At 43.7% G+C, this 20,930-nt stretch carries 15 protein-coding genes; 6 read left to right on the top strand and 9 right to left on the bottom strand.

All coding sequences use genetic code 11. The annotated features are described in order from the left end of the window. Positions 1 to 147: 147 nt before the first annotated feature. Positions 148 to 387 (bottom strand): hypothetical protein, encoded by a 240-nt coding sequence (locus NX845_RS14455; protein ID WP_017081013.1) that lies wholly within the window; start codon positions 385 to 387, stop codon positions 148 to 150. A gap of 256 nt (positions 388 to 643) precedes the next feature. Between NX845_RS14455 and NX845_RS14460 the strand changes: the two genes are divergently transcribed. Next, a complete protein-coding gene (locus NX845_RS14460; RefSeq protein WP_260256950.1) occupies positions 644 to 1,528 on the top strand; it encodes a LysR family transcriptional regulator in 885 nt (294 codons plus the stop codon). Positions 1,529 to 1,710: 182 nt separating this feature from the next. Here the strand turns inward: NX845_RS14460 and tnaA are convergent, their stop codons facing one another. The 3 genes from tnaA to NX845_RS14475 all read right to left on the bottom strand — a co-directional run bounded on the left by tnaA (position 1,711) and on the right by NX845_RS14475 (position 6,718). After that, the gene (gene tnaA, locus NX845_RS14465; protein WP_260256951.1) at positions 1,711 to 3,183 is read right to left on the bottom strand and encodes a tryptophanase; all 1,473 of its coding nucleotides are present in this window, start codon (positions 3,181 to 3,183) and stop codon (positions 1,711 to 1,713) included. 747 nt (positions 3,184 to 3,930) lie between these two features. Next, on the bottom strand, positions 3,931 to 5,619 hold the full coding sequence (locus tag NX845_RS14470) for a GTPase family protein (protein ID WP_260256952.1): 1,689 nt from the start codon (positions 5,617 to 5,619) through the stop codon (positions 3,931 to 3,933). Beyond that, positions 5,606 to 6,718, bottom strand: coding sequence for a YcjF family protein (locus NX845_RS14475; RefSeq protein WP_260256954.1), 1,113 nt, complete (start codon positions 6,716 to 6,718; stop codon positions 5,606 to 5,608). The genes NX845_RS14470 and NX845_RS14475 overlap by 14 nt, the downstream gene beginning before the upstream one ends. A 239-nt stretch (positions 6,719 to 6,957) precedes the next feature. On the opposite strand from NX845_RS14475, the gene NX845_RS14480 reads away from it, so the two are divergent. Continuing rightward, positions 6,958 to 7,485 (top strand): peptide-methionine (S)-S-oxide reductase, encoded by a 528-nt coding sequence (locus NX845_RS14480; protein ID WP_243583492.1) that lies wholly within the window; start codon positions 6,958 to 6,960, stop codon positions 7,483 to 7,485. Between the two features lie 174 nt (positions 7,486 to 7,659). On the opposite strand, the gene NX845_RS14485 is transcribed toward NX845_RS14480, so the two are convergent. Together NX845_RS14485 and NX845_RS14490 are read right to left on the bottom strand one after the other, a co-directional pair. Beyond that, the gene (locus tag NX845_RS14485) at positions 7,660 to 9,276 is read right to left on the bottom strand and encodes a polysaccharide lyase 6 family protein (RefSeq protein WP_260256955.1); all 1,617 of its coding nucleotides are present in this window, start codon (positions 9,274 to 9,276) and stop codon (positions 7,660 to 7,662) included. Between the two features lie 85 nt (positions 9,277 to 9,361). Beyond that, positions 9,362 to 11,134 carry a sodium:solute symporter family transporter gene (locus NX845_RS14490; RefSeq protein ID WP_017077159.1) on the bottom strand — a complete coding sequence of 591 codons (1,773 nt, stop codon included), beginning with the start codon at positions 11,132 to 11,134 and terminating at the stop codon, positions 9,362 to 9,364. A 509-nt stretch (positions 11,135 to 11,643) separates the two neighbouring features. Here NX845_RS14490 and NX845_RS14495 point away from each other — a divergent pair. The 4 genes from NX845_RS14495 (at position 11,644) to NX845_RS14510 (ending at position 17,060) form a co-directional block, all read left to right on the top strand. Beyond that, positions 11,644 to 12,252 carry a toxin-antitoxin system YwqK family antitoxin gene (locus NX845_RS14495; RefSeq protein WP_004733536.1) on the top strand — a complete coding sequence of 203 codons (609 nt, stop codon included), beginning with the start codon at positions 11,644 to 11,646 and terminating at the stop codon, positions 12,250 to 12,252. A gap of 476 nt (positions 12,253 to 12,728) precedes the next feature. After that, positions 12,729 to 14,282 carry a methyl-accepting chemotaxis protein gene (locus tag NX845_RS14500; RefSeq protein WP_260256956.1) on the top strand — a complete coding sequence of 518 codons (1,554 nt, stop codon included), beginning with the start codon at positions 12,729 to 12,731 and terminating at the stop codon, positions 14,280 to 14,282. A 767-nt stretch (positions 14,283 to 15,049) separates the two neighbouring features. Next, complete coding sequence (locus NX845_RS14505; RefSeq protein WP_102450741.1) at positions 15,050 to 16,309, top strand: alginate lyase family protein; 1,260 nt, start codon at positions 15,050 to 15,052, stop codon at positions 16,307 to 16,309. 76 nt (positions 16,310 to 16,385) lie between these two features. After that, a complete protein-coding gene (locus NX845_RS14510; protein WP_065682232.1) occupies positions 16,386 to 17,060 on the top strand; it encodes an oligogalacturonate-specific porin KdgM family protein in 675 nt (224 codons plus the stop codon). Between the two features lie 138 nt (positions 17,061 to 17,198). On the opposite strand, the gene NX845_RS14515 is transcribed toward NX845_RS14510, so the two are convergent. The 3 genes from NX845_RS14515 to NX845_RS14525 all read right to left on the bottom strand — a co-directional run bounded on the left by NX845_RS14515 (position 17,199) and on the right by NX845_RS14525 (position 20,724). After that, a complete protein-coding gene (locus NX845_RS14515; protein ID WP_017077162.1) occupies positions 17,199 to 17,915 on the bottom strand; it encodes a 3'-5' exonuclease in 717 nt (238 codons plus the stop codon). Beyond that, the gene (locus NX845_RS14520; RefSeq protein ID WP_004733532.1) at positions 17,915 to 19,777 is read right to left on the bottom strand and encodes a DUF294 nucleotidyltransferase-like domain-containing protein; all 1,863 of its coding nucleotides are present in this window, start codon (positions 19,775 to 19,777) and stop codon (positions 17,915 to 17,917) included. The genes NX845_RS14515 and NX845_RS14520 overlap by 1 nt, the downstream gene beginning before the upstream one ends. Positions 19,778 to 20,004: 227 nt before the next feature. Beyond that, complete coding sequence (locus tag NX845_RS14525) at positions 20,005 to 20,724, bottom strand: FadR/GntR family transcriptional regulator (protein WP_004733531.1); 720 nt, start codon at positions 20,722 to 20,724, stop codon at positions 20,005 to 20,007. Positions 20,725 to 20,930: the final 206 nt, after the last annotated feature.

The raw sequence follows: 20,930 nt of genomic DNA on the forward strand, positions 1-20,930 counted from the left end.
GTTAGAGAACAACAAAATGCCACACGTTACACAACATGCCAAGGCTAGATCGCTAGAGTTTATAAAATACTCCACAACCCAATAACGAAAAATGCTGCACCCGAGGGCGCAGCATTTCTCATGACAATGGTAAGCACATCTTTAACGTTAATCACGACGACCTGTAAGCTGGATCGTTTGGTCTTGATCTACGTTCTTTTGGAATTGGATTCCGCCGTTAGACGCTTCATTTCTTCCTTCCAGTGTTAAGTCAGATTCAACACGCTCAGCCTTTACTTGATTACCTTCGCTTCTTGTCATGTCGATAGTCCCTGTATACGTACCGTCGGCAGCAAAAGCAGTATTCATTGAAAGAGCCATTAAGCCTAGTGCGATTAACTTTTTCATACATCACCTCATATTATTTTTAATTATTTGTTCGTTTGGTATCTGTGTTTCTTTGTTGAGGTAACTTTAGCGCTTGAGTGAAAGCCATTCGAGGAAAAGCAAGATTTACCAAATGGAAAATCAAGGGATTAGCGAAGTTCTGACGCTGTTCTGTCTTATCTGTTTTGTACTACCACTATGATATTAGAGTCACATAATTTCTGTACGCCTACCGCACCGAAATTACTGCCTATAAAAGGATTCATTTGGAGAGCCTGTGGACATCAATCTAGACATTCAAAATATCCTCGTCATCAAGCGTATGTATGAACTTCGCAATGTTGGACTGGTTGCGGAGTCGCTAGGAAAAACCTCTGGGGCGATCAGCAAGAACCTCTCGAAGTTAAAGTTGCAGCTCGACGATCCACTGTTCATTCAAACCAAACACGGGTTTGAACCCACGACTTTTGTTGAAACCAACATCGAAAATTTTGAGCAGATCTTGAGCAGCGTTGAAGCCATTAAACACCAAGTATTTTCGCCAGAAACTTACCAAGGTGATATCAAAATCTACGCAAATACCTTGTTCTGGGAGCGCTTTGGCTCGAAGCTCTACTTTGCTCTGAGTAAAGAAGCCCCGCATGCTCACTACTCATTCGTTCGGTGGGGAAGCAATGTGAGGAACAGGCTCATCGACGGCGAAGAATCCATAGCGGTTCATTACTTTGATGAAACCTTGCCACAGTCAATTTCTCAAATGGAATTCGGCAAAGGAAAAGTGGTGTTCTTCGTGAGAGAGGATCATCCAGCGAAAGACTTTGAGTCGCTCGCCAACTACCCAATCATTCTATTTAAAACCCCGGGATGGAATGACAATAAATACCCGATCCTTGATCGCCTTAGAAATATCGGATTTCACGTCAACCCAAGAGTGGAAGTCGATCACCCTGCGATGATTCACGATGTTGTGCTCAAATCCGACTATTTTGGTATCACCCTCAATGGCAGCGTACCAGAAGGCTGTCGTAGTATTGATTTACACGAAAAACTGACGATCGATGTGGGTCATGTGATGAGCTGCCGTCGTTCACAGAAAGACGCGCCTTTGAATCAATGGCTATTCCAAATGCTAAAGTCTACGCTAAAAAACAAACAATCGTAGTTCAACATCTAAAGGCCTAAATGATTACCGGGTTAACTGCTTAAAGGCTTAACCGCTTAGCTGCTTAGCTGCTTAGCTGCTTAGCTGTTTAACGACATAACTCCCCTATCATCCAATAAAGAAAAGGCTCTCGAGGGAGCCTTTGATTATGTTTCTAGTGACTATTCGCTTATGTTTTTATTTTAAAATGCTTCTTCGAGCGTTTGTTCGTTCTTTTTTTCGGTTTGTTTTTCAACGGTTTCAACCTCTTTCAAGCGCGCAGTGAAATGTCTTAACACCGGCGGTTCGTAAGTAAAATCGAGCCCTTTCACTTGTCCTGCATTCTCTTTCACTTTTTCGAATGCTTCGATGATGAAGTCCATGTGAGTTTGTGTGTAGGTCGCGCGAGGAATGGTAAGGCGCAATAACTCTGCAGGGCATGGATGTTGCTCGCCCGTGGCAGGGTCGCGACCTTGCAGCAATGAGCCAATCTCAACCGCTCTGATACCCGCGACTTTATAGAGTTCACACGCCAAAGCATGTGCTGGGAACTGACCTGCTGGAATATGAGGAAGCAGTTTACCCGCATCCACAAACGCAGCATGACCGCCTGCTTGCTGGCACACGATGCCCATCGCTTCTAAGCCATCAACTAAGTATTGAACCTGACCAATACGGTACTCTAACCAATCTTGGCGCATGCCGTCATAAAGGCCAACCGCAAGACGCTCCATCGCGCCACCTTCTAAGCCACCATAGGTTGGGAAGCCTTCTTGCACGACACACAAGGTTCGACACTCTGTGTACACATCCATGAAAGAGTCGTCTTTAAAGCACAACAAGCCGCCCATTTGTACCATGGCATCTTTCTTAGCAGACATGGCTAAGCCATCCGCGTATTTGTAAGACTCACGCGTGATCTGTTCGATTGTCCAATCTTGATAACCCGCTTCTCGTTGTTGAATGAAGTAGGCATTTTCAGCGTAGCGTGCAGAGTCCATGATCACAGGGATGTCGTACTTCTGAGCCACTTGATACACGGCTTTTAGATTGGCGATAGACACTGGCTGCCCACCAGCAGAGTTACAAGTAATGGTACTCACAATGTAAGGAACATTAGCCGCGCCCGCTTCTAAGATCGCTTCTTCCAGCTTCACCACATCGAAGTTGCCTTTGAAGTCCGCATTCACTGAGGTATCGAACGCTTCTTTGGTATAAACGTTCTTCGCCACACAGCAATTCACTTGGGTGTGGCCTTGCGTGGTATCGAAGAAGTAGTTCGACAGAGCGACCATTTTTCTGCGATCGAGCCCTTTCTCCATTTCACGCTTCTTGATAAGAACAGGAATGTAGATCTGCTCTGCGCCGCGCCCTTGGTGGGTTGGAATCGTCAACTCGTAACCGAAGATATCCTTAACCGCATTCGACAATGCGTAGTAACTGCGGCTACCACTGTACGCTTCATCACCCATTAGCATCGCGGCTTGCATACGCTGAGTGATAGAACCTGTACCGCTGTCTGTCAGTAAGTCGATAAACACATCATCACTATCCAGTAAGAATGGGTTCATGCCCGCGTCAACAATGGCTTGTTCACGATATGCAGAGGTTGTTCTTTTTACTGGCTCTACAACACGAATACGAAACGGTTCTGGTAGATGTTTGAAGTTTTCCATAATAGTACCTTTCTATACATTCCGATCAGGTCGAAATCTATTTTCTTTAGATGTCACGAATCCTCACCATTAATTTAATAGCTCCGTATAAAGATAGACGGAAATTAACAATGAAAATAAACAAGTTAAATAATGACTTATTAATCAAACCTAAACAGAGGCTGAGATAATTATCGAGAACGACAAAACAACGAATATTCTGCACGAAATAATAAGTGCGACATTCATGCGTTCAAAGGTTATCAAAGCTGCTGATAGGTAAACAAAGCACGCTGCTTTGCTGGCGCGTGACGCCTAGAGGGTACTACTCTGAAGAAAGGCGGAACGAGAGCTGGTGATCTAAGGTATACCAAGCTAACAAGGTTAGCCATGTTGTTGATTGCCATTTCAGATACATGTTCACAATATATCCCTACGTTGAAATCAAGATGATCCGAAATTTAAATATAGTGCAATTGTTTTATAAATACAGCTTAGAAAAGTATAAATGTGATCAACATTTAGAATGATAATTAAATACGATAGCATGTTATATAAACTGTGAATCACAGCCGTTTATATACTATTAAACTAGTTCAGCGAGAGGCTTAATAATAGCAGCTATTTTAAAATTCAATACTTATCCAATATAGGGTTAAGGTGGCTGTTTTCTGGAAAAGCTACTTTCTAAAAAGCCAAGCTCTAGAAAAGATAAGCTCTGATGAGGCTCAAGACTCATCAGAACCGTTTTGCAGCCGCAGTCGTGGACTACTTTTTCTTCACGACTTGCTTGATGGCCATTTCAGCCAGTTTTGGCGTCGCTGCTTTCAATGCACTGGGTGCCACCTTCTTACCCGCCTTGACCGCTTTATTCAGTTGGCCTTTAACCGACGTCCCTCTTTTCATGGCTTCTAAACGTTGGCGATTTCTCTGAACGTTATTTGCGTCAGCGATACGCTCAATCAACGTCTGCCTTAAAGTATCTAAACCAAACTGTACCTTTTCTGGCGCAATCGCGAGCGGTAACACGATATCGGTTTGCAGCAATATATGATTGTATTCGAGCGCTTGAGCAATGATCTTTGCTTTGGTTGATGTTGGATTCTCTAAGTCATACGGCGGTTGCCAATCGTCTACAGGCTTTAATCGGTCTACCTGATTCACAACCGACACCACAATCGGTTTCTTGCGTGAGATGTTCTTAGGATCGTCATAGAAAGCATCAAATCTATCTTTCAATTGCTTATCCAAATCACGCGCAGATTGATTGGCTTTAAGCACCCATAACACCACATCGGCTTGGGTCATCTCTTTCAGCATTAAGGCTTCGGTTTTAGGATTGCCATCAAGCCCTTGAAGATCAACCACGCGAACATCATTGTCGTCGACAAATGCGTTGTATACGGTTGAAGTGTCGGTTGATGGCAGTACATCGACCTCGGCAACCAACTCTTGCTTAAGCGCATTGATAAGTGAAGATTTACCAGAACTGGTTTGCCCCACCAGCACGATTCGCACAGGCTCTAATTCAGGAGCAAAGCGTTGTTCGTCGAGTTCAGAAACATCGGACGCTTTAAGTGCTTCATCTTCAATGCTGAAACGTCCGCTATAGAGATCAATCGCCACCGCCGCAACTTCATCTAATAAGGCTTGTTTGGCGGCGTATTGCATGTCATCAACCACACCTCTTGTCATTGAAGATGTCGCTTGCTCTCTACCTAAATCAGAAACAACTTTTAACGGGTTCAAATAGAGGTTTTTGAGGTGATTCCCCCAAATAGCGGCCTTAACGATCTTTTGCCCTAGTTCGCCATATTTATCATAGGCTTCGTAGCCCGCCTTAATGTAAGAAACCTTGAGATACTCAATGCCCGGTATATGCTCTCGCACTACCAGTTTGTAGCGTCGGCTTACCTCTTCGAACAGCTTTAGCCCTTCAGGAATCGAGAAATCGAGCGATTTCTTATCAAACTTTTTCGCCACAAACTCAAGTACTTCTAAACCGGTTTGGTCTAGGTTGCCCCACTCTATGTCGACCATTAATTGTTGGCGTACATGATGTTTTGAATCATTCCAGATCGACAGTTCTTTTTGAGACCAATCAGTCGAAGCCTTAACCAATGCATCGTTGATATCAGCTTTGTTATGTTGTGATTCAGCTTCAGCAGTATCCTCGCCAAGGCCGTCGCTCTCTTTATTTGAGAAGGGCTCCGTACTTGAAGATCGGCGTGAAGAGCGGCTTGAAGAACGACTAGAAATGAACAAGGGAATGGTGAATACCAAGGTACTCACGGCAATGGCAATCGACATTTCGAGTAGGTAACCGTATTTGACCGCCAAGAACACACCAAAGCCCATCATGATAATGCTTGGGAAGATGGCCGAAATCAGGGCAATGCCCCAACGGCCGCTCGATAACACCGCCAGTAATCGAAATAGGTTTCTAATTTTCTTCATAACCCGACGCCGCCTTTCCTTTTTTCAGGGATTCTTTGTAGATCTTCAGCATCTCTTGCTCAGACACTTCTTCGCCTTTGTTCTTATGATAGAAGTAAAAACAAGCCGCGCGACCTAAACCATAAGAGGTGCCGAAACTCATTGCCGCTGCAGCCACCGCCCCTACCGTTTGACCATAAACTGGAATCAGCTTTATCAACTGTCGAGTGCCCAGCTTCATTCCGTATTGCAACGCAAAGCTGCTTCCCAGAGTGCCTATGAGCTCACTGAAGACTCTCTTGTTCCATTCGACCCCATATTGATTCGCCAAGCTATGAAGCATTTTGGCTTGAATCGCAGGTACCGACACCAACCCAACACCCGGAATCAGGTCGCTCGCTGCCGCACTTCCCGCATACCAAAGCACTTCGTTTTCTACTTGATCAAAGTTGGCTTCTTCTTGAGTGGAGTGCTCTTTGTCTTGCACCATCATTCCAATAACAGGAAGAATACTGGTCAGCTTTTCTAACAAGATGTCATAGTTGTAAATTGAACCACTGTTATTGCTCGAGTCATCCGTTTCGAAATCGACCGATACCGATTCAAACTCTTTACCCCAAGCCTTCTCTACTTGGTTGGTGTTGAACTGAACCTGCCTTGCTCGATCTGTTTCACTGGAAGACAACACTGCAGTATGAACAAGCAGCAAGTGTTTAATTTTCTTCTGTTTCTTAATCTGCTTTAGAGCCGCAAGCACTGAGGATTGTTCAGGTTCGTCGGCTTTAATCACAACGACTAACGCATTACCTGCCTGACCAATCTCTTCCAGATCCTCTTTCGCATCATAATTCGCTTCGCTTAGTCCTCTGGTATCGAGAAAGCGCATCACGGGTTTGTCTTGTGGGAATTCGTAAGACATCGCCGTCATGGTACAAGGCGCAAAACCATTGCCCACTTCTACAGAAGAGTCACCAGTCACCGCTTGAATAAACGATGACTTGCCCGCCCCCGTTTTTCCCAATAGCCACAATGTCGGCAGATGCTGACGCTGGTATTCATGGGCCAGAGTAAGATCTGGGTTCTTGCTCGGATTAATGAAGTCTTTTATTTGGTCAAACATGTTTAGAGTAACGCTCACTTGATGTTGAGATTCGGGTGATGACAAAGCAATACTGACTTATATAATCACAAATCATATTAAACTTATGTTTGTTCAGTCGCACAGGTTTACAATACCTAAACGCTTGTTTTTATTTGCGCGCTCATTCTTTATAGGCGCTTTTTTATACGTGCGGGTATCATCGTATTGATTCACCCATCGAACGAACATCAACAAACACAGAGAAGTAAAAGGTAAGTATGGAACAAATTTATTTAGCTGGCGGTTGCTTATGGGGCGTACAGGAATTTATTAAATACGTTCCTGGTGTTATCAGCACAGAAGCAGGCCGTGCCAATGGAAGCGCCCAGCTAACAGAAAACGGGGCGACGCAATGCGATAGCACGCAATGCAATGGCACACAAAGCGATTACGATGGCTATGCAGAATGCGTACAAATTGAATTTGATCCAAGCGTCACGTCTGTAATGATTTTGATGAAACACTTGTTTGAGATTATCGACCCTTACAGCGTCAATAAACAAGGTGTCGATGTCGGAGAAAAATACCGCACAGGCGTTTACAGTACTAACGCAGAACACTTAACCGAAGCTAAGCACTATATTGCCTCTCGTGACGACGCCGACCGTATCGCACTTGAGATATTGCCGTTAACTCACTATGTCGCGAGTGATGATATCCACCAGCATCATTTGAGCCTATTTCCTGAAGATCATCACTTATGCCATATCCCTTGGGATCTGCTACATAAGTATAAATCACAGTAGTCACGACGTAAGATTGAGATGGTCACGACCTAAGATCGATAAAGCCTCAACAGATATTACCCGTTGAGGCTTGTTAAGTGTTAATGACCAAGACAGCTATCTGAATTTATTCGATAGCTCTAACCATTAAGCATTAGCCATTAAGCCATTAGCAATTAAGTAATAACCAATAAGTTACTTAGTCGTATTCTCAAGCACGTAGTCCGGACCCGCTGTTTCAGCGGTTACCACTGCAAGTTTAGATACATCTGCACCTTCACCTTGGTAAGCGTTAATGCCGTTAGTAACGGTCATTGCGGGCAACTCAACAGAGAAGCTCGAGATCTGCTCAGATGCTGTCACTTGGCCAACATATGTTTCATTGTCATACGTTGCGCCCATTAGCGGGTAATCTTGCGTTGCACGCACACTGACAAACTCAGGAGATTGCGAGTTATCAACCACGTTGTGTTTGAACGCCACATCAACACCTGCATAAATCTTTTCAACTTCCGCATTATTGAACAGGCTAACACGGTGAGTTTGGTTGCCATAGATAATGCCCCACTCAGTGTCGACTAGAGAGTTGTTCTCGATGGTGATATTTTTCGGCGTCCACTGCTTGTTCAGCTCTTTGCCCTTCACTGATTGATCTAGCTGCTCACCATTCGCTACGTCGATGATACCTGTGTTAATAACAATGCCGCCACGTAGGTCAGCATTGCCTTCAATCACACCGTCACGTCCACGAGTATTCGCAATGTAGTTATTACGGATAACATGGTCTTCGTCGTAGATTCGAATACCACCCGTTAAGTTCTTTTTATTACCTAGAATAATGTTATTTTCAACACTACTTCCTTTACCATGACGCAAAGAAATCAAAGCAGAACTTTCAAAAATTGTATTACCAGAAATTGTGTTGCCACCCGACTTAACTGAGACAAGCTCGCGCTCGCCATCCATGTCGATCATCAAGTTATTAACGAATTTTGAATTAGAGTCCCACTGAGAAGATTTTGAATCACCAATACGAAGTGCTTCCCAGCTGTTGCCGTTGTAACGAATCGCCTCTTTGATATCGAATTCGTTAAACTGGTTCGGCTTTTGATCCATGAAGATATTATTTGCGATTAGATGGTTGTCTGGCGTGTCATCTTTTTGCACACCAATCAACGTGCCGCGTTTTTGCTTACCTTCGAAACGGTTGTTGATGACTTTACCGTCTTTACCCCACAAAGAAACCCAAAGGTATCTTGGGTATTCAGAACGACGCTCATCTGGTTGATATTCATAAGCGTGGTTAAAGTAATAAAATGTTGAATTCTTTAAAGTGTTGTTGTCGCCCATCATTCGTACGCCGCCAAACCTTTCGTTTGGACCGCCTTCGGTAAACACTAGGCCATCAAGCGTGATGTCATCGCCTTTCAGTTCAAATTGAACTAGGCCAGTTAACCACGCAGAACCTGCTTGTTCGGCTTTAATGGTGATGTCACTCGCCGTGATCGTCACTTGACCTAAGTTCGCGTATTTACCGGCAGGGATCACCACTTCGTCGCCATCTTTTAGGTTTTCAAATTGTGCTTTAAGCGCAGCCACTTGTTCTTCTGAAGCAACGGCTAATGTGTTGCCATCGACCTCAGTTAAGCGATCACTGTTCAATAGGTAACTACGGTCGATTTCGCTAATAGCTGGCGCAGCTTGTTCAGCGACACTGACTACGGGTGCTGTTTTCTCTTGTGTCGTACAGCCTGTTGCAAAAGCGAGCGTGAACGCGCTAATAATACTTACCGATAATAGTTTTTTGTTCATCGTACATCTCACGTTAAAGTTTGGATTATAAAAATGACGGCCACCCATTTAGGTGGCCGTGATGTTATTAAGGATGCGTATTAAATTAGCCTTCGGCTGGAGTCACTTCGTCTTGTTGCTCGACTTTGTCATCGACCGCTTTAACAAGTAACAGACCAACAGAGAACACAATCAAACCACACAGAACGAATACCATGCGTCCCCACATAGGGTTTGGCAGTACAAACATAGTCATTACGCCCACACCCGCTACCGCGATAAGTGAACCCAACATACGACGTTGCTTGTTATCCAGTTTCTTCTGTTCATTACTCTCAGCAACTAACGGTGTCGCTAGGTTATTGAAGAACTTGTCGACATCTTTCTCACGGTGTTCCGGTAATGGCTTGTAGAACAATGTTGAAAGAACGAAGAAGCCAGCAGTAAATACGATGTGACCGATAAGGCCGATAGCCACTTTCAGGTCAGCCCACTCACGGCCAGTTAGTTCGTTTAGACCGAACCAGTTTTGAATCATGTCCGCTGTGATAACGAAACCAACGAAGTAAGAAACCACACCACCTACAACTAGCGTGCCCCAACCTGCCCAATCTGGTGTTTTACGGATGAAGAAGCCACAGAATGCAGGAATCGTCATTGGGAAGCCGATCAATGCGCCCACGTACATCATGGTGTCGAAAAGGCTCAGACCTTTAAGAGAGTTAATGAACAGAGCAACCAAGATGATCGCGATGCCAAAGAAAGTAGACGTTATTTTAGAAACGACCATTAGCTCTTTCTCTGTCGCTTTAGGGCGAAGAATCGGCTCGTAGAAGTTCTTAACAAAAATACCTGAGTTACGGTTTAGACCAGAGTCCATTGAAGACATTGTTGCTGCGAACATCGCGGCAATCAGAAGGCCAACCATACCAACCGGCATGTACTCTTGAACGAAATATAGGTAAGCGAAGTCAGCGGCTTTGCTGCCAGCTTCTGGGTAAGCTGCTGCTAAATCAACACCTTGACCTGCCATGAACCATGAAGGCATGAACCAAATGATTGGACCCAGTGTCATTAGTACACAAGCAAGCAGTGCTGCTTTACGTGCGTTGTTTGAGTCTTTCGCTGCAAGGTAACGGTAAGAGTTCAGCATGTTATTGGTGATACTGAACTGCTTCAAGAAGATGAACACCGCCCAGATGCTGAAGATGCTTAGGTAGTTAAGGTTATCACCCGTGATAAATGAATCGGTTGGGAAATCATTGATGATTTGCGTAACACCGCCACCGTGGTAGACCGCTACTACAGCACACGTTACTGTCACTGCCATAATGATAACCATCTGCATAAAGTCAGATGCGATTACCGCCCAAGAGCCGCCCGTTACTGACATCACCAGTACAACCAGACCCGTTAGGACAATCGTCGTTGTCATATCAAAGCCGAAGATACCCGATGCGATGATCGCAAGGCCATTCAACCAAATACCTGCAGAGATAACGCTGTTTGGCATACCAGACCAAGTGAATACTTGCTCATTCACCTTACCAAAACGCATACGAATCGCTTCAATAACCGTCACAACGCGCAGTTGGCGGAACTTCGGAGCGAAGTAAAGGTAGTTCATTAGGTAACCGAATGCGTTCGCGATAAAGATAATCGCTACGGCAAAACCATCGGTAAAGGCTTTACCTGCTGCACCAGTAAATGTCCACGCACTGAACTGGGTCATAAATGCGGTTGCACCTACCATCCACCACAGCATATTACCTCCCCCACGGAAGTAATCACTCGTCGTACTTGTAAACGTTCGGAACATCCACCCTATTGCAATTAAGAATAGGAAGTAGATGCCAACTATCAGGGTATTGAGTTCCATCTTGAGACCTTTATTTATGTTTTTTGTTGAGGTCACTATAGATAGATGGCAAGCATATTTGTACTACAATAATCTAAATACGTGACAGTGATCTTACAGTCTGACACTCAATTAATCATACAAGTGATCGAGTTCAAAGTTGCACCACCTGCGAGCATAATTCCTCAAGTGAGTGCAGCCATCCGTAGTAGATTTCGACAAAAACCCCGAAAAACATGAACTAACCCTCTAAAAAACGAAGAATTATCGACAAAAACTATTATTTGTCACGATCAAAGATCAAAGAAGAACAGCAAAAATATCGTTAGATATAATTTATAAAAATGAATTAAACCAACACATTTGTAGTACAAATAGAATTGGAAATTTGCTTTTAAAAGTTCCCTATATTAGGTAGCCAATAATGAAAACTTGAAAACCACTATTAGATACTGACAGTGGTTCTCGGAAGTGAAATGCTTTTAACACACCAGTTACACTTTCCCCTCGTCCATTAAAAAGGTGTCATTATGAAGAAATACGTTCCAATCTTAATTGCTCTTAGTACGGTATCTTCTATGAGCTATGCAGCCACCAGCGATGATGCTGTTGACTACTTACAAATGCGCAAAGGTGTGGCTTATCAAGTAAACCACTCAAAACCCTTTACTGGTCAATTTGAAGAGAAGTTCGATAACGGCCAAGTCGCGACCCAAGCTCAATTTGCCGATGGCCTAGAACTTGGGTTAGAAACCAACTGGTACCCAAATGGCCAAGTTGCTTCTAAAGTGAATTACGTTAAAGGTGAACTGCAAGGTAAGGCCGAGACCTGGTATCCAAACGGACAGAAAAAAGCGGAGCTCAACTATAAAGACAATGAGCTGTCGGGTGTTGCCTCTCGCTGGTATCCGAATGGCGAACAAAGCCTAACAGCCGAATTCAGTGACGGGCAAAAAGATGGATTGGTAACGGACTACTACCCTAATGGCAATAAGGCCAGTCAAGCGAAATTTGATGAAGGCGAAGTAGCAAACGGGAAACTCACTCGCTGGAATACTAACGGAGACAAGGTTGAAGAACTGACCTTTAAAGACCACAAAGTCACGTCTAAACAGGTTTGGATGCCGACGGAAAGCTAATACTAAAAAACGGCTCTCACAGGGTTGGTCTCATACATATAAACGACTGCTGCTAACCCGTCTGCAGCTAACCGTCTGCTGCTAACCCGTCTGCAATTAAGCGACCAGAGCAAGAGACACAACAAGAGAAGACAAGAAAAGAGAAACGAGCATTCATGTGACTAAGCATGAATGTTCCTGGCTTTTTCACTTGCTCTTTTCTCTACCACTTCGCCTCATCACTTTGGTCCGACTATAGCTCAATCTCTCGTTATTATTTACAGCACTCCATCTAGTGATAAAACAATCACCAATAGTCATTGAAAATAATAAATATTTAACTTGCGCATAACCTTTCCATAAAATACTGTAAGCAAACGTTTCCGTTGCGAGTCAGATCCCAGTTATCCGCTTGTAAGCTACTGATCACGCAAATAAGAGAAACGAGATTCCCAAATACGTTGTTGAGTCATATTGTTTTGCTTTGGTGCCTGCCTATGAAAATTAAAACCTCCCTTTTTAGCCTTGCTTGTTTATCCATTATTTCGTTATTGGTTGTCGTCTCATTCACTGAAATGGCAAACCTAAAGCTGATCAAACTTGAGAAAACCCTGATCAAGGTGAAGTCGCTTGAAGTTTCGATGCTTCAACTAAATCGAACGGAACTAGAGTTTCTGATCAGCCACGACAAAGCCCTCAAGCCTGAATTCGCCAAAGAGTATTCACACTTCCAACAGTTGATGAATAGCTTTTCTGTTTTACTCAAAGAGTCAGACATTGCTGTACCAGAGTTAGACAAGCTGACACGAGAAGTAAAACAATACGACAAAGATTTTTCCTTGATGGTAGACGAGATAGAACGCAACCCTGCAAAGGTCAGTGAGCTGAAATCAGAAATGAAAATGCTGTTTGAAGATATCATCTCGATATTTACCGGCGTTGAAGGTCGTTTAGAACAACAGGTCGAATCGATTCAACAAACCATCACTACGTTTATTGTGAGTTCCGTAATCGCCGTCACTGGATTACTGATTGCACTGTCCTTTGGGATCTCATCGCGTGTCGCTAAGAAGATAGCCTCGTTAAACGCAACCATGTTGCACGTATCCCAACAACGTGACTTTACCGTTAAAGCGGAAGACAGCGGTTCAGATGAAATTGCGGATATTGCCAAGTCATTTAACACCGTATTAGAAGATATTCGTCAACTTGTTGGTCAAGTACAAGGGTCGATCCAAGAGCTCGGCAACATTTCGAACCAGTTGCAACACGACGGCATAAAAGTGGAAAGCGCTTTAAACAAGCAGCAACGACAAACAGAAAATATTGCGACCGCGATAAATCAAATGGGCAGCAATATCCAAAGTGTTGCGACCAATAGTGAAAATGCATCAGCAAATGCACAAACCAGCTTCTCCACGGCAAATGATGGCCTGAACGATGTGGCCTTCACCAGAGACACAATCAATACGCTTTCAACTGACTTAGTGAGTGCGAGTGAAGAAGTGAATCGCCTTTCTGTGCACTCAGAAAAGATCAATACCGTACTAGAAGTGATTAAAGACATTGCTGAACAAACCAACCTACTCGCTTTGAACGCCGCTATTGAAGCAGCGCGCGCTGGAGAGCAAGGTCGTGGTTTTGCGGTCGTCGCCGATGAAGTGAGAACCTTGGCTGGCAGAACACAGCTTTCAACCGAAGAGATCTCAACCATTATTCAAGGGGTTCAAGATCAAACCCAAATGGTGGTTAACACGATTCAAAATTGTTGTGAAAAAGGTAACAGCAGTGTGGACTCTTGTGAGAAGGCACATTCAAGAATCACATCGGTTATCGCAGACATGGAAACCATTCTAAATAACAGTTTAGAAGTCTCCAATGCTATGAAGGAGCAAAGTGAAGTGACGTCAGAGATCATCGAAAACGTAGATGCCATTAAACAGTTGACACTGACGAATGTAACGAGCGCTTCAAAAAACGCCGCTTCTGCAACTTCAGTAGTAGAACAAACAGACTCACTTGAACGCGCTGTCATCAACCTAAAAGCCTAGCTCTTAATCCGCGGCTTACACGCTTATTGCGCTTCAAACGACACTCTACTCAAATTTCAGATAAAAAAACGCTCATGTTGCCTGTATCAACATGAGCGCAAGGGTAGATCTTCGACTACCGTCTCCTACCTTTCTAAACGAAAGCAGAAGTTATAATTAGAATAGTTGGGAGCAATAATCAAAATGCTTTCGCAAGCACTTCAACGATTTCTTCTTTGTCGCTAATAAGAACAGCGGGTAACCATTCGAACCCTGTTCATTCCTATCAAGTTCATATCTATATAGCAGGCTATGTCACTGCCTTGCCTACTACATTTCAAACCATCTCTGGTCGAGCTCTATAACACCTAAAACAAATGCCTAGCGGTTTAAAGTATTTTTGCTTCTAGCCATTTTTCCTTTCTAACCATTTAGCCTTTAAATCGTTCTTACTTATCCGCTTCGCAGCGTCAGTGCATGTAATCAACACAGCAAAGTTATGTGTTGCTACAGAAAGTTAGTAAATAATAATGTATTACAAATAAAAATGACATCTAAAGATTCAATTTTTTGCTGTAGCGCACATTTATTGATGAACAAAACCCTTAAAAATCATTATCAACAGACAAACAAAACAATAAAAATCATACACTTACAAAGACAGGCTGACTTTGTAACCCTTTGTAAATAGTGGTTTTGTCCTCACAACACGATCCAATTCACAGATCATGAGCCTTCAAATCGTTAGCATATTTGTATTATCTTAACTCAAAATAAAAGGCGTAAATATGAAAGCCCCTCGACTCCTACATCTTGCTGCTTGTATTGGTGCTATCACCTTTGGTTCTCAGGCTATAGCCGCTGAATTCGTTTTCTTAGACGAAGCAACATTAGAAGCGAACCGTACTCTTCTTCAATCAGACAATGCTTCTGAATCAATGAAAGACGCGTACACAAAGCTTATTGAAGAAGCCGACCTAGCAATGAACGATGGTCCTTTTAGCGTTGCTGATAAAGGAATGGTTCCGCCAAGTGGCAGCAAGAACGATTACATGAGCATTAGCCCATACTGGTGGCCTGATGAATCAAAAGAAGATGGGCTTCCATGGATTCGCCATGACGGAAAAACAAACCCAGCATCAAAAACTGACGAAACTGACTCAAAACGTATTGGCCACTTCACCCGTTCTGTTCGTGCATTAGCGGTCGCCTACTATTTTAGCCAAGACGAAAAATATGCTCAGCAAGGTATCGAATACATAAGAACTTGGTTCTTCAACGAAGACACCAAGATGAACCCGAACGTGAACTACGGACAAGGTGTTCCTGGTGTAGCAGAAGGTCGCCGCGGTGGAATCATCGATACAAGAACGCTGACTGATCGCATGTTAGATTCAATCGCTATTTTGTCTCAATCACCTACCTGGTCAGAGTCTGACGAAACACAAATCACCCAATGGTACAGCGAATACTTGGATTGGTTGATCATCGATGATTTATCTGGCGGTCCTAAAGGCGAAGCTTACGCAGAAAACAACCACGGTACTTGGTACGACTATCAAGTTGCAGGTGTTTCTTACTTTATTGGTAACGAAACGCTTGCTAAGCAAATGGTTCAAAAAGGCAAGATGCGTATCGACACTCAATTCGAAAAAGACGGCTCTCAGCCTCATGAAATCGAGCGCACGCGTGCTTACCACTACCACTATTTCAGCCTAGATCCATTGATCGGTATGGCTCAGATCGGTGACAAGGTCGGTATCGATCTTTGGAACTACACCAATAAGAAAGGCGGTTCTTTAGACACAGGTATTCAGCTAATGGCTGATTACAACGACCTATCGAAAGAGTGGCCATACACACAGAAAGACGAACGTCGTCGCGTTGAACGTATGACTCCGCTTTACCTGAAAGCTGGCGTAGCTATGGAAAACCCTGAATGGGTAAAACTAGCAACAGAGACCGATTTCAGCGAATTCACAGTCAAGAAGCAGCTAGCTGAAGTGTGGGCTCAACGAGACGTAGAACTACTTTACCCAAAACTATAATCCCAAATACAACAAAGGGCTCAACGTTGGTCCTTTAGTAACCCCTTTTTATTTAGATACAGTGGAAACAATAACAATGATAAAAACGAATAAAGTAACACTTGCAGTATTAGCGACTCTTTTCGCAGGCAGCGTGTCTGCCGCATCACTCGACGCGCGCCAAGAGTACAAACATGGCTCAGAAGACTGGGCAAGTCGTATCAAGATGAGCGGTTCTGTCGATAACCACTTCTTCGGCGCTGAAATGAAGCAAAAAGGTAAGCCTTTCTCTGAGTGGGAAGCGGCAGACAACGAGTTCGAATACGGTTACAAATTCAAGCTTAACGAGCACTGGTTAATTCAACCAAGTATGCCAGTAACGTTTGGTTCTGATAGCGTAACCTACAAACCGCAAGTACGTGTTCAATACTCTTTCGAATCAGGCCTAAAGGCGAAACTTCGCTACCGTCACGAGTTCCGTGACTACACATCTGACTCTTCAAACGAGAATAAGAACCGCAGTAAAGTTACAGGTAACATCGATTACAACTGGAATGCATGGCAGTTCGGCTTTGAAGCTAACTACGCAGAAGACTTCATTGACAACGAGTGGACTGGCGGCGGTGGTGCTGACAACGAGTGGGATTACAACTTTAAAGTGGGCTACAAAGAGGCTGACTGGAGCTGGCGTCCATACGTTGAGTTAGGTAACGTTCAAGACAGCCGTGACCGTCAATTACGTAGCCGTGTAGGTATTACTTACAGCTTCTAATCGATAGCTATATAAATAATCTAAGATAATTACTGTCCTAATTTTCTAAGACCTAAACAAAAGCCAGCTTAATCGCTGGCTTTTCTTCTTTCAAATCAATTCATTTAAATAAGAGCCGAGTACTTAACGCTCCTCACCCTAGTGACTGATCCGATAGAGAAATGCAACGGTCACGTCATCGTTAGGCACAACTCGCTTCTGCTGAGCTAAAAACAATTCCGCAGTTGATACTGCATCAGCAAGCGCATTATGATTGTTGTATTCAGGAAGCCCGTATCTTTCGCGAGTGCCTGCTAGAGTCAAATCCACTTCTTCATGATTGCTGATCGCTTTCTCCATACTCTTTTCGATACACAATGTGTCTAGCCAAAGCAGAGGAATCGCTCGTAAACCGTAACAGCGAAGAAGATATTGGCTAATGAACCTCTCTTCTACCATGCACGCGTGCGCGACAATAATCTTGCCTTTCGCTGCTTCGAAGAACGTCAGCATCGCATCATGAATAGAAGCGCCCTCTTCTAACATTTGCGGCGTAATATGGTTGATCACGGCGGTTTCGGCGTTGATCTGCGAATCGTTATCCAGGTAAATATGCTTGGCGGACGCTAAGTCTATTCGCCCCTTGACCACATCGACCCAACCCATGGACAAAATCAGATCTTGTTCGCTGTCTAGACCCGTGGTCTCAAGATCCAACACGATATAGTCACTGTCTTTGGCCAAGTCCGTCATTTCAGGGCAAGGCTGATCTACGAGATCATGTAACGCTTCTGGCAACTTAACCGTTCCCAGATATTGCTTACGTTTACGTTTAATTCGCTCAAGCGGATGAAAGTAATTTAAAAACGATTTCATTAGCGCGCTCCGAAACGAATTTTCGCCGCTTCTTGAAGGTCAGCAATGATTCTAAAGGCATCTTTCAAGTGTTTACGTTCAAAGCTACCAAAGCTATCTGGATTGATATTGTTGTCGGGCACATCTCCGTTCTTCAACGCTTCAAGTTGATGACCGAATCGGAAAGAGAGAATGAACTGGTAAGCACCTAGAATGTTTTTGAATGCGTCGTCGCTCAGCATGCCTTTTTCATTGGCTGCCGCAAAGCGTTCATCAGTGGCCGACAAGTCACACTCCACTGCGAGACCATAAATACGCGCTAAATCAATAATCAAGTTGATGGCGTATTTCTTCACGTTCAAGGTTTTCTTGTTCTCACCCGATTTCTCTAACACCAAGCTGTTGAAGATACCCAAAGGTGGATTGGTATTGACCGCATCTTTCACGAGCGTACTTAGGAACTCACGGTTGCCGCGAATATTGGTATGCAGCTCATCACGAAGAATGCCTTCGAACTCACTGTTGCCATAAATAGTACGGATCTCTAGAAACACACTGATGTTGAGTAGGCGTTCATACTCAGGGTTGGCAACCCACTTTTTATAGTAGTGCTTCCAAACATTGAGTGGCTGACACCATTTTGGCGTCGCTGCCATGAATTTACCTGGGCACAACGGGTAATCGCAGCTTGCCAATCCGTTGGTCACCATCATCGCTAAGTGTTTGAAGTAAATACGGTCACTGTCTGTCGCATCATCAGCCAGTACAATCGCGCTGTCTTGATCCGACAACATGTGCACTTCATTACGCGCGTGCGATCCGGCTACGATCCAAGAGAAATCACACGGTGGTGGGCCTAATTTATCTATCGCTATTTGAATCAATCGACGAGTGTAGGCATCCATAATCATGGTCATTACCTTACCGACGGTTTCCGGTGCAACCTTGCCTTCCACCAGCGCTTCAAAAATAGCTTGTCGCTCTGGGGTAAACGAAGACATGGTTTTCACACTGCCCGCGTATTTGATTTTCTCGATTAAGAAGATCGCTTGGACACGGTGGTTTTGAACTAAGTGAGACGTGGTGAGGAGACCAACGACCTTATTCTCTTTCACAACGGGCAAGTTACGGATATTGAATTGCATCATGATAGATGCAGCATGCAGCACTAAATCATCCGGTTTCACTGTGAGTGGAGAGTGTGTCATTACCTCTGAGATCAGGCTATCAGTGCTGACACCGTGAGCGATCACTCGCTTAGTCATGTCACGGTCGGTAATCAAACCAACAATGGTTTCACCCTCATAGATCACCGCACATGGTGAGCGTTGATGAAGCATTTCCACCGCTACCGATTGGATGGTTTGCTCAGACTTAACAATGGCTACCTGCCCGCTTGCCACTTCCTCAACTTTACGAATGAATAGGCCTTTCTCTTTATTTGACCACACCACATCCAATGCCGACTTCAAACGAACCTGAGCCTGTGAAGCAAAGTGTTCTGCGCAACTTGGAAAAGCTTTGAAAAGCGTTTGAAGTGCCGAGTGTGGAATCACATAAAGCAAGGTGTTCTCAATTGCGATGGCTCTATAGCCTTTCTCATCGTTAACTTCAGAATCTAAGAATGTAAAACCGAACAAGTCTTCGCTACCTAAACGTGCGCGAAGCACACCGTCCGATTTTCGTTGCTCCATAGAGCCAGTTCGAATGATGTAAAGCGACTTTTCTTTGCCCGATTCACACAGATCAACCACATCACCTTTGCCGAGGTAAGTGATCTGAACATTAGAGGCAAGTTCGCGCAGCGCTTCTTTAGGGATCTTATCGAATGGGTCTATCTGACCGATAAACTGAAGAATATTTGGTAATAAAGACTGAGGCATAATCACACTCACAATAATTTGATTAGTATTATTATATAACTAACAAGGCTGGTTGCTAGTGGTTTTAACAAAACAGCAAAGAATAGGTCAAATATTGGACATCAGTCAGGTTTCCATCAAATTTAGATACAAAAAAAGCACGTATTAAACGTGCTTTTCTGGTGTACCTTTGAGTTCCAATGAACCAGTTCCAACAAAGATTCAAAGTGAAAATCTTTTTAAAACAATTAACTAGCGATTGGTAACCTGTGGTTCGTTTCTAGCAAGTGACTCGCTGACGCTTGACGCGCTTTATCACTGTTCCCCGCCATGATTGCTTCATAAATTTGGCGGTGTTCTTCAATGCAGGTACTTCCCTCTTCAGAAGAGTGAGAAATAAAGTTAACAAACATAGTCGTTAAGATATTGCCGAATGGTAGGTAAAAGTCGTTCCCTGTCGCGTTGAAGATTAGGCTATGGAACTTCATATCAATATCTAGCCAACGCTCTTTATCAAGAATCTCTTCGCTAGATATCTCCACCATTTTTTGGAAAATTTCTGATAATTCAATTCGTTGATCCGCAGTTGCAAATTTAGCGGCCAACGCACAAGCTTCAGGTTCGATGGCACGACGCAAGCCTAAAAACTGATGGCAGAATTGGTCGGTGTCAGCTAAACCGTCCATCCATTCGATCAATTGTGGATCTAAGAAGTTCCAGAACGCGCGGTCAACAACACGAGTACCAATCTTAGGGCGAGATTCTAATAGGCCTTTTGAAGTAAGAAGCTTAACCGCTTCTCTTAATGCTGTTCTACTGATACCAAATTGCTCACACAGAGCCATTTCACCAGGGATAATAGAACCTTGAGGCAAATTGCCCGACAAAATACCACGAGCGATTTCACGTGCAACTTGCACATGAAGGCTTCGCTTAGAGCCTGAAATAGAATTGAAATGACCAGCCATGTGTCTACTTACTTATTAGATATGTATTATTTAATTCGTACTATAACACTGATTTATATCTCTACCAACTCAGTATCAGAATAACGTGAGGTCACTACCAATATAGCCTAGAGCATTATTTTGACAATCATGTAAGTATTAAGCTCATCAAACCAAATATACCCATTTATTCATACAAATAGTTCTTATTTACACATTTTTTGTAT

This window comes from Vibrio sp. NC2 (assembly GCF_025195005.1).
GTDB lineage: Bacteria > Pseudomonadota > Gammaproteobacteria > Enterobacterales > Vibrionaceae > Vibrio > Vibrio splendidus.